This is a genomic window from Acidovorax sp. MR-S7 (genome assembly GCF_000400995.2).
GTDB lineage: Bacteria > Pseudomonadota > Gammaproteobacteria > Burkholderiales > Burkholderiaceae_C > MR-S7.
Genome location: NZ_DF238937.1, coordinates 95,720 through 102,778 on the forward strand (window position 1 = coordinate 95,720; position 7,059 = coordinate 102,778).

The 7,059-nt window shown below is 65.0% G+C and carries 8 protein-coding genes; 2 read left to right on the forward strand and 6 right to left on the reverse strand.

Annotated features, from left to right (window positions below):
- The first annotated feature begins 26 nt into the window (after positions 1–26).
- Positions 27–899 (forward strand): ATP-binding protein, encoded by an 873-nt coding sequence (locus tag AVS7_RS14175; RefSeq protein ID WP_020229072.1) that lies wholly within the window; start codon positions 27–29, stop codon positions 897–899.
- Positions 896–1,321: an NUDIX domain-containing protein gene (locus tag AVS7_RS14180; protein ID WP_020229073.1), complete on the forward strand. Its 426-nt coding sequence runs from the start codon at positions 896–898 to the stop codon at positions 1,319–1,321. Before AVS7_RS14175 ends, AVS7_RS14180 begins: the two co-directional genes overlap by 4 nt.
- Positions 1,322–1,384: 63 nt before the next feature.
- Here AVS7_RS14180 and AVS7_RS14185 read toward each other — a convergent pair whose 3' ends face one another.
- The 6 genes from AVS7_RS14185 to pilB are packed head-to-tail and all read right to left on the reverse strand — an operon-like array spanning position 1,385 to position 6,878.
- Positions 1,385–1,606 carry a DNA gyrase inhibitor YacG gene (locus AVS7_RS14185; protein WP_020229074.1) on the reverse strand — a complete coding sequence of 74 codons (222 nt, stop codon included), beginning with the start codon at positions 1,604–1,606 and terminating at the stop codon, positions 1,385–1,387.
- A gap of 5 nt (positions 1,607–1,611) precedes the next feature.
- Positions 1,612–2,367 carry a cell division protein ZapD gene (gene zapD, locus AVS7_RS14190; protein WP_020229075.1) on the reverse strand — a complete coding sequence of 252 codons (756 nt, stop codon included), beginning with the start codon at positions 2,365–2,367 and terminating at the stop codon, positions 1,612–1,614.
- Between the two features lie 41 nt (positions 2,368–2,408).
- Positions 2,409–3,020 (reverse strand): dephospho-CoA kinase, encoded by a 612-nt coding sequence (gene coaE / locus AVS7_RS14195; RefSeq protein ID WP_020229076.1) that lies wholly within the window; start codon positions 3,018–3,020, stop codon positions 2,409–2,411.
- A gap of 2 nt (positions 3,021–3,022) precedes the next feature.
- A complete protein-coding gene (locus AVS7_RS14200) occupies positions 3,023–3,901 on the reverse strand; it encodes an A24 family peptidase (RefSeq protein ID WP_020229077.1) in 879 nt (292 codons plus the stop codon).
- A 3-nt stretch (positions 3,902–3,904) separates the two neighbouring features.
- Positions 3,905–5,122 (reverse strand): type II secretion system F family protein, encoded by a 1,218-nt coding sequence (locus AVS7_RS14205; protein WP_020229078.1) that lies wholly within the window; start codon positions 5,120–5,122, stop codon positions 3,905–3,907.
- A 19-nt stretch (positions 5,123–5,141) separates the two neighbouring features.
- Positions 5,142–6,878, reverse strand: coding sequence for a type IV-A pilus assembly ATPase PilB (gene pilB, locus AVS7_RS14210; RefSeq protein WP_034690979.1), 1,737 nt, complete (start codon positions 6,876–6,878; stop codon positions 5,142–5,144).
- Between the last annotated feature and the right edge of the window lie 181 nt (positions 6,879–7,059).

The window sequence follows — 7,059 nt, forward strand, 5'->3', positions numbered from 1 at the left end:
TTGATGCGCAAGCGCTAGAGGCCAAAATGAACGAAAAACTCGACCACTTGCTGCTGCGCGCCGAGCAGCTCATCGCCCGCATCGAATCCGTGCTGCCCCAGCCGCTCACCGCGCCCGACTGGAGCCAGTCCGTGGCCTGGCGCTACCGCAAGCGCAGCAGCGGCCACGGCACGCTGGAACCCGTGCGCCAGGTGGCGGTGATGCGCCTGGACGACCTCAAGGAAATCGACGCGCAGAAGGAGAAGGTGCAGCGCAACACCGAGCAGTTCGTCCATGGGCGCACAGCCAACAACATGCTGCTGACGGGGGCGCGCGGCACGGGCAAGTCCTCGCTCATCAAGGCCTGCCTGCACCAGTACGCGCCGCAGGGCCTGCGCCTGATCGAGGTGGACAAGGCCGACCTGACCGACCTGCCCGACATCGTGGACGTGTGCTCGGGCCGGCCCGAGAAATTCATCGTCTACTGCGACGACCTGAGCTTCGAGGAGGGCGAGGCGGGCTACAAGGCGCTCAAGTCCATCCTCGATGGCTCGGTGGCCGCGGCCACGCCCAACGTGCTGGTCTACGCGACGAGCAACCGGCGCCATCTGCTGCCCGAGCAGATGAAGGACAACCTGAGCTACACCACGTCGGCCGACGGCGAGATCCACCCGGGTGAGGTGGTGGAAGAGAAGATCTCCCTGTCCGAGCGCTTCGGCCTCTGGGTGAGCTTCTACCCGTTCAGCCAGGAGGAATACCTGGCCATCGTTGCGCAGTGGCTGTCCGCGCTGGGCGTGCCGCAGGCCACCATCGAGGCGGCACGGCCCGAGGCGCTGGTCTGGGCGCTGGAGCGCGGCTCGCGCTCGGGCCGCGTGGCCTACCAGTTCGCGCGCGACTTCGCCGGGCGCCAGGGCGCATGAGCCGCAAGCACACCGAGGTGGCCGTCGGCATCCTGCTGCGGGATGACGGCGCGCTGCTGCTGTCCACCCGGCCTGAGGGCAAGCCGTATGCGGGCTACTGGGAATTTCCCGGCGGCAAGATCGAGGCGGGCGAGACGGTGGAGCAGGCGCTGCGCCGCGAACTGATCGAGGAGCTGGGCGTGACCATCGGCCCCGCCGAGGTCTGGAAGGTGACGGAGCACGACTATCCGCACGCGCTCGTGCGCCTGCACTGGTGCAAGGTGCATGCATGGCAGGGCGAGTTCGAGATGCGCGAGGGTCAGGCGATGCGCTGGCAGCAGTGGCCGGTGCAGGTGCGGCCCGTGCTGCCCGGTGCCTATCCCGTGCTGCAGTGGCTGGCCGAGGAGCGCGGCGAGGCGTTCGATCCGTCCGTGCTGGGCTGAGCAGCAAAAACCATAGCTGCCAACACTTGCCCGGCAAGCGCTAGAGGCCGATTTCATGCAAATTCAGGAGAGGCGTTTGGGGTCGCCGTATTCGGCGTCCTCGGGCGGCGCTTCGGCCGGCATGCGGAAGTCCTCGTTGGCCCAGGCGCCCAGGTCGATCTGCCGGCAGCGCTCGCTGCAGAACGGGCGGTAGGGGTTGGCCGGGCTGTAGAGGCTGGGGCCGCCGCAGGTGGGGCAGGGCACCTGCCGGGCGCTGGAGGAGGGCTGCTGGGCGGGCGTGGCCATGGCGTTCAAGCGCACAGCGTCAGCTCGAAGAACGCATCTTCGGTGCTGGGGACCAGGCGCCCGTTTTCTTCCTGGCGCATCAGGCGCACCGAGACGATGAGGCGGTTGCCGCTGATTTCGGGGATCACCTGCAGGGCCGGATCCAGCGCCAAGCGCAGCAGTTGGAACGTGCGGCCCTGCGGCAGGTTCTGCTGGAACTGTCCGCGCTCGGCCGCCACCTTCTGAGGCAGGCCCGCATCGCGCATGAGGCGCAGCAGCAGGTAGACGGATTCGGCCAGCGGGCCCAGGCTGGCGGCCCAGGTTTCCAGGTCGTGCTGGCGCTCCTGGGGCGCGTGGTGCTGCCAGGCGTAGTAGGCAGGCAGGTCGAAGCCGCAGGTGCCGCCCGGGATGCCCATGCGGCTGCGGATGCTCATGAGCCAGTCGTTCTCGGTGAGTGCCTGGCCGGCTTTGCCGTTCTGGCCGTTGAGCGCGGCGAAGCAGTGGTCCAACTGGCCGATGACGCCGTCCAGCGCGGCTTCCGAAATGGAGGGGTTGCCTCGGTAGCCGTCGAACTGGTGCTTGTGCCGCTCCAGGTCCTTGAGCACGTCGGCCTTCAGGTCGGCCCGTGCCGCCACGTCCATGATCTCGAACATCGTCACCAGCGCGTAGTGGTGGTCCAGCGGATGCGCGCGGGGCATCAGCTCGCCGAGCCGACGGAACAGGTGCTCGAGCCGCAGGTAGGTTCTCAGCCGCTCGTTGAAAGGGTATTCGTAAAGGATCACGCTAGGGGGTTCCTGGGGGTGCACGGAACTGCGCCTGGCAATCATAGCCCGAACGATGCGGCGATCCCGTGTACCTTTGTGTGCAAATCCGCGAGCGTCAGGCCGTCGTTGTAGACCACGATGTCGGCCGCCGCACGGCGCACCGCGCGGCTGCTCTGCGTGGCCATGATGGCCTGCACGGCATCGGGGCCGAGCCCGCTGCGCGCCTGCACGCGGGAGATCTGCGTGGCCTCGCGGCAGTCCACCACCAGCACGGCATCGAGCTGGCGAGGCCAGCGGGGCGATTCCGTCAACAACGGGATGTCGAGCACGATGAGGCGGCGGCCGCCCAGGCTGGCCTCATGCACGGCCTGTGCGATGGCGTGGCCCACGAGCGGGTGGATGATGGCTTCGAGCCGCAGCTTGGCGCCGGCGTCGGCGAAGACCAGCGCGCGCATGCGGGCGCGGTCCAGTGCGCCCTGGGTGTCGATGTAGTCGGCGCCGAACGTACTGCGGATGGCGGGGACCGCTGCGCCCCCGGCTTCGGTGACGGAGCGCGCAATGCCGTCGGCATCGACGAGCGCTGCGCCGAACGTGCCCAGCATGGCGGCCACGGTGCTCTTGCCGCTGCCGATGCCGCCCGTCACGCCCAGCCGGAAGCTGCGGGGCGGCATGCTCAGAGCCCCAGCAAGGCCAGGATGGCCTGCATGATCTGCTGCGGGCCCCAGAGCATGGCGGCGATTCCCCCGCCCGCGAGGAAGGGACCGAAGGGGACGTACTTGCCCTCGCGCAGGTGGCTGGCCAGCTTCATCGCAATGCCCACGAGCGCCCCGATGACCGATGCGATCAGGATGATGGGCACCAGCGCCTGCCAGCCGAACCATGCGCCCAGCGCAGCGAACAGCTTGAAGTCGCCATAGCCCATGCCTTCCTTGCCGGTCGCGAGCTTGAAGCCCCAGTACACGGCCCAGAGCGACAGGTAGCCGCCCACGGCGCCCAGGATGGCGTCTGCAGGCGTGACGTCGATCCACCGCAGCGTGGCCGCGGTCAGGCCGGCCCAGAGCAGGGGCAGGGTGATGTCGTCCGGCAGGAGGGTCGTGTCCCAGTCGATGAAGGCCAGGGCCACCAGGGCCGCGCAGAAGCCGCACCAGGCTGCCGTGGCCGCGGACCAGCCCCAGTGGACCGCGCAGGCGTAGAACAGCGCGCCCGTGAGCAGCTCCACCAGCGGGTAGCGTGCGCTGATGCGCGTGCCGCAGCCCGAGCAGCGTCCGCGCAGGCCGATGTAGCTGAGCACCGGGATGTTCTCGTACCAGCGCACCTCATGCCCGCAGGAGGGGCAGCGGGAGCGCGGCGCCCAGAGGTTGAAAGTCTCCGTGGAAACGGGGGCTGTGCCTTCGGGGAGCAGGCCGGCATCGCGTGCGTACTGGTCGCACTCTGCTGCCCACTGGCGTTCCATCATGCGGGGCAGCCGGTGGATCACCACGTTGAGAAAACTGCCGATCAGCAGGCCCAGGATGCCGACCAACGCGGCGTCCCATTGCGCAGAACCCGTCATCGATCAGACCACCTGGCCCAGCTTGAAGATCGGCAGGTACATGGACACGACGATGCCGCCGATCAGCGTGCCGAGGAACACGATGATGATGGGCTCCATCAGGCTGGACAGCCCGGCCACCATTTCATCGACTTCCTGCTCGTAGAAGTCGGCCGCCTTGCCCAGCATGTGGTCGATGGAGCCCGATTCCTCGCCGATGGCGCACATCTGCAGCACCATCGAGGGGAAGACGTTGGCATTGCCCATGGCGGCCGTGAGGCTGGTGCCGGTGGAGACTTCCTGCTGGATCTTGTCCGTGGCGATCGCGTACACGGAGTTGCCGGAGGCGCCGCCCACCGAATCCAGCGCCTCCACCAGCGGCACGCCGGCCGCGAACATGGTGGACAGCGTGCGCGTCCAGCGCGCGACGCAGGACTTGTCGATCAGTGCGCCGAAGATGGGCAGCTTCAGCAGCAGGCGGTCCATGAAGCGCTGCATCTTCTCGTTGCGTTTCCACGCCTGCATGAAGAAGTAGAAGCCGCCGCCGATCACGCCGAAGATCAGGTACCAGTAGGACACGAAGAATTCGCTGATCGCCATCACGAGCAACGTGGGAGCCGGCAGATCGGCACCGAAGGAAGAGAACACCTCCTTGAAGGCCGGGATCACGAAGATCATGATGATGGTCACCACCACGAACGCGACGATGATCACCGAGATCGGGTACATCAGCGCCGAGCGGATCTTGCCTTTGATGGCCTCCGTCTTTTCCATGTAGGTCGCGAGCCGGTCCAGCAGCGTTTCCAGGATACCGGCCGCCTCGCCCGCCTCGACGAGGTTGCAGTAGAGGCTGTCGAAGTACATGGGGTACTTGCGGAAGGCGGAGTTCAGCGACGTACCCGTCTCCACGTCGCTGCGGATGTCGTTGAGCAGCTTGGTGACGCTCGCGTTGGCGTTGCCGCGCCCCACGATGTCGAAGGCCTGCAGCAAGGGCACGCCCGCCTTCATCATGGTGGCCATCTGACGCGTGAAGAGCGCGATGTCCTTGGGCTTGATCTTCTTGCCGGAGCGCATCCGGCGCTTCTTGATCTTCGTGGGCAGCACGCCCTGGCGCCGCAGGGTGGCCTTGACCTGGTTCTCGCCCGAAGCGCGTACCTCGCCGCGGACGACCTTTCCGCTGCGGTCCTTGCCCTCCCACTCAAAGACGAAATCCTTGATGTCCCTCGATGTTGCGGTTGCCATTGGTGTCGTTCCGTCGCGATTATTCGTTGGTGACGGCCAGGACCTCTTCGAGCGAGGTCAGTCCGATCTTCGCTTTGTGCAGGCCGGACTCGCGCAGGGAGCGCACCCCTTCCAGCCGGGCCTGCTCCGCGATTTCCAGGGCACTGCCGTCGCGCAGGATGATGCGTTGCGTCTCTTCGGAAACGGGCATGACCTGGTAGATGCCGACACGTCCCTTGTAGCCGTTGTTGCAGGCGGAGCATCCGACGGGCTTGTAGGTCACCCAGGAGCCATCGATTTCTTCCTCGCGGTAGCCGGCCTCCAGCAGGGTTTCATGCGGAATGTCGGCCGGGGCCTTGCAGTTGGGGCACAGGCGGCGCGCGAGGCGTTGCGCGGTGATCAGGATGACGCTGGATGCGATGTTGAAGGGGGCGATCCCCATGTTGCGCATGCGCGTCAACGTCGTCGGTGCGTCGTTGGTGTGCAGGGTCGAGAGCACCAGGTGGCCCGTTTGTGCGGCCTTGATCGAGATGTCCGCAGTTTCCAGGTCCCGGATTTCGCCGACCATGATGATGTCCGGATCCTGGCGCAGGAAGGCCTTGAGCGCCGTGGCGAAGGTAAGCCCCGCCTTCTCGTTGACGTTGACCTGGTTCACGCCCGGCAGGTTGATTTCCGATGGGTCTTCCGCCGTCGCGATGTTGACGCCGGGCTTGTTCAGCAGGTTCAGGCAGGTGTAGAGGGACACCGTCTTGCCGGAACCCGTGGGTCCGGTCACCAGAATCATGCCGTAGGGCCGGCCGATGGCATGCAGGAGCCGTTCTTTTTCTTCGGGCTCGTACCCCAGCGCGTCGATCCCCAGCTTGGCGCTGCTCGGATCGAGGATACGGATCACGATCTTTTCGCCGAACAAGGTCGGCAGGGTGCTTACGCGGAAGTCGATCACCCGGTCGGGGCCCACCTTGAGCTTCATCCGGCCGTCTTGTGGCACTCTTTTCTCGGAAATATCGAGGCGGGAGATGACCTTGATCCGGGAAGCCAGCTTTTCCTTGATCGCAATGGGAGGCGAGGCGATTTCCCGCAATTCCCCGTCGATGCGAAAGCGCACGCGGTAATGGTGCTCGTAAGGTTCGAAATGCAGATCGGATGCCCGCATGTTGAATGCGTCCAGCAGCATCTTATGCAGAAACTTGACGATGGGGGCATCTTCGACCTCGGTGGTCGCTGCCTCGTTGCTTTCCGATGCCTCTTCGACGGGAATGTCATCGAATTCAAAATCCCCGCCACTGGTAATCGTGTCCAGGGTTTCGCTGACGCTTTTGGAGGTCGCATCGATGAGTTTGATGAGCTTGTCGTGCTCGGCGATGATCCAGTCCACGCCCATCTGGGTCGTGAATTTGATCTTTTCCGCAGCCTCCTGGTCCGTGGGATCGGCCGTTGCGACGATCAGGCGGTTATTGCGCTTATTCAGCGCGACCACCTTGTAAGCCTGGCACAGCTTGGCGTCCAGCAATTCCTTGGGAATGCGCAATGGATCAATAGCGCTGATATCCACCAAAGGCGCGCCAAAAATCGCAGACACTGTATGTGCCAAATCGCTGGGGGTGATCGTGTTGGATCCCGTCAATTCAGCGATGAAATTGGTGCGGCTTGTTTGTGATTTTTTGTAAATATCCTCGGCGGATTTCTGGCTCAGTTTTCCCACAGACATGAGCGCCCGCGCCAAGCCTGGCAGAGCAATAGAGGGAGACTCTTTCTGAGGGGTACCTACGGCAGCCATGTAACCAGCGGATTCTTAAGACGGAAAAGGAAACCCGCCTATCATCGCCGATGATTTATGGCATGTACAGGTTTGCTCGTCGGTATGCGTTGCCTGGGCAACAGGCTGGCCAGAGGGTGTGCAGAATTTTGTGTAAACGGACAATCCACCGCCGGCGCGAGCCGGCCTGTCCGTAAGCACA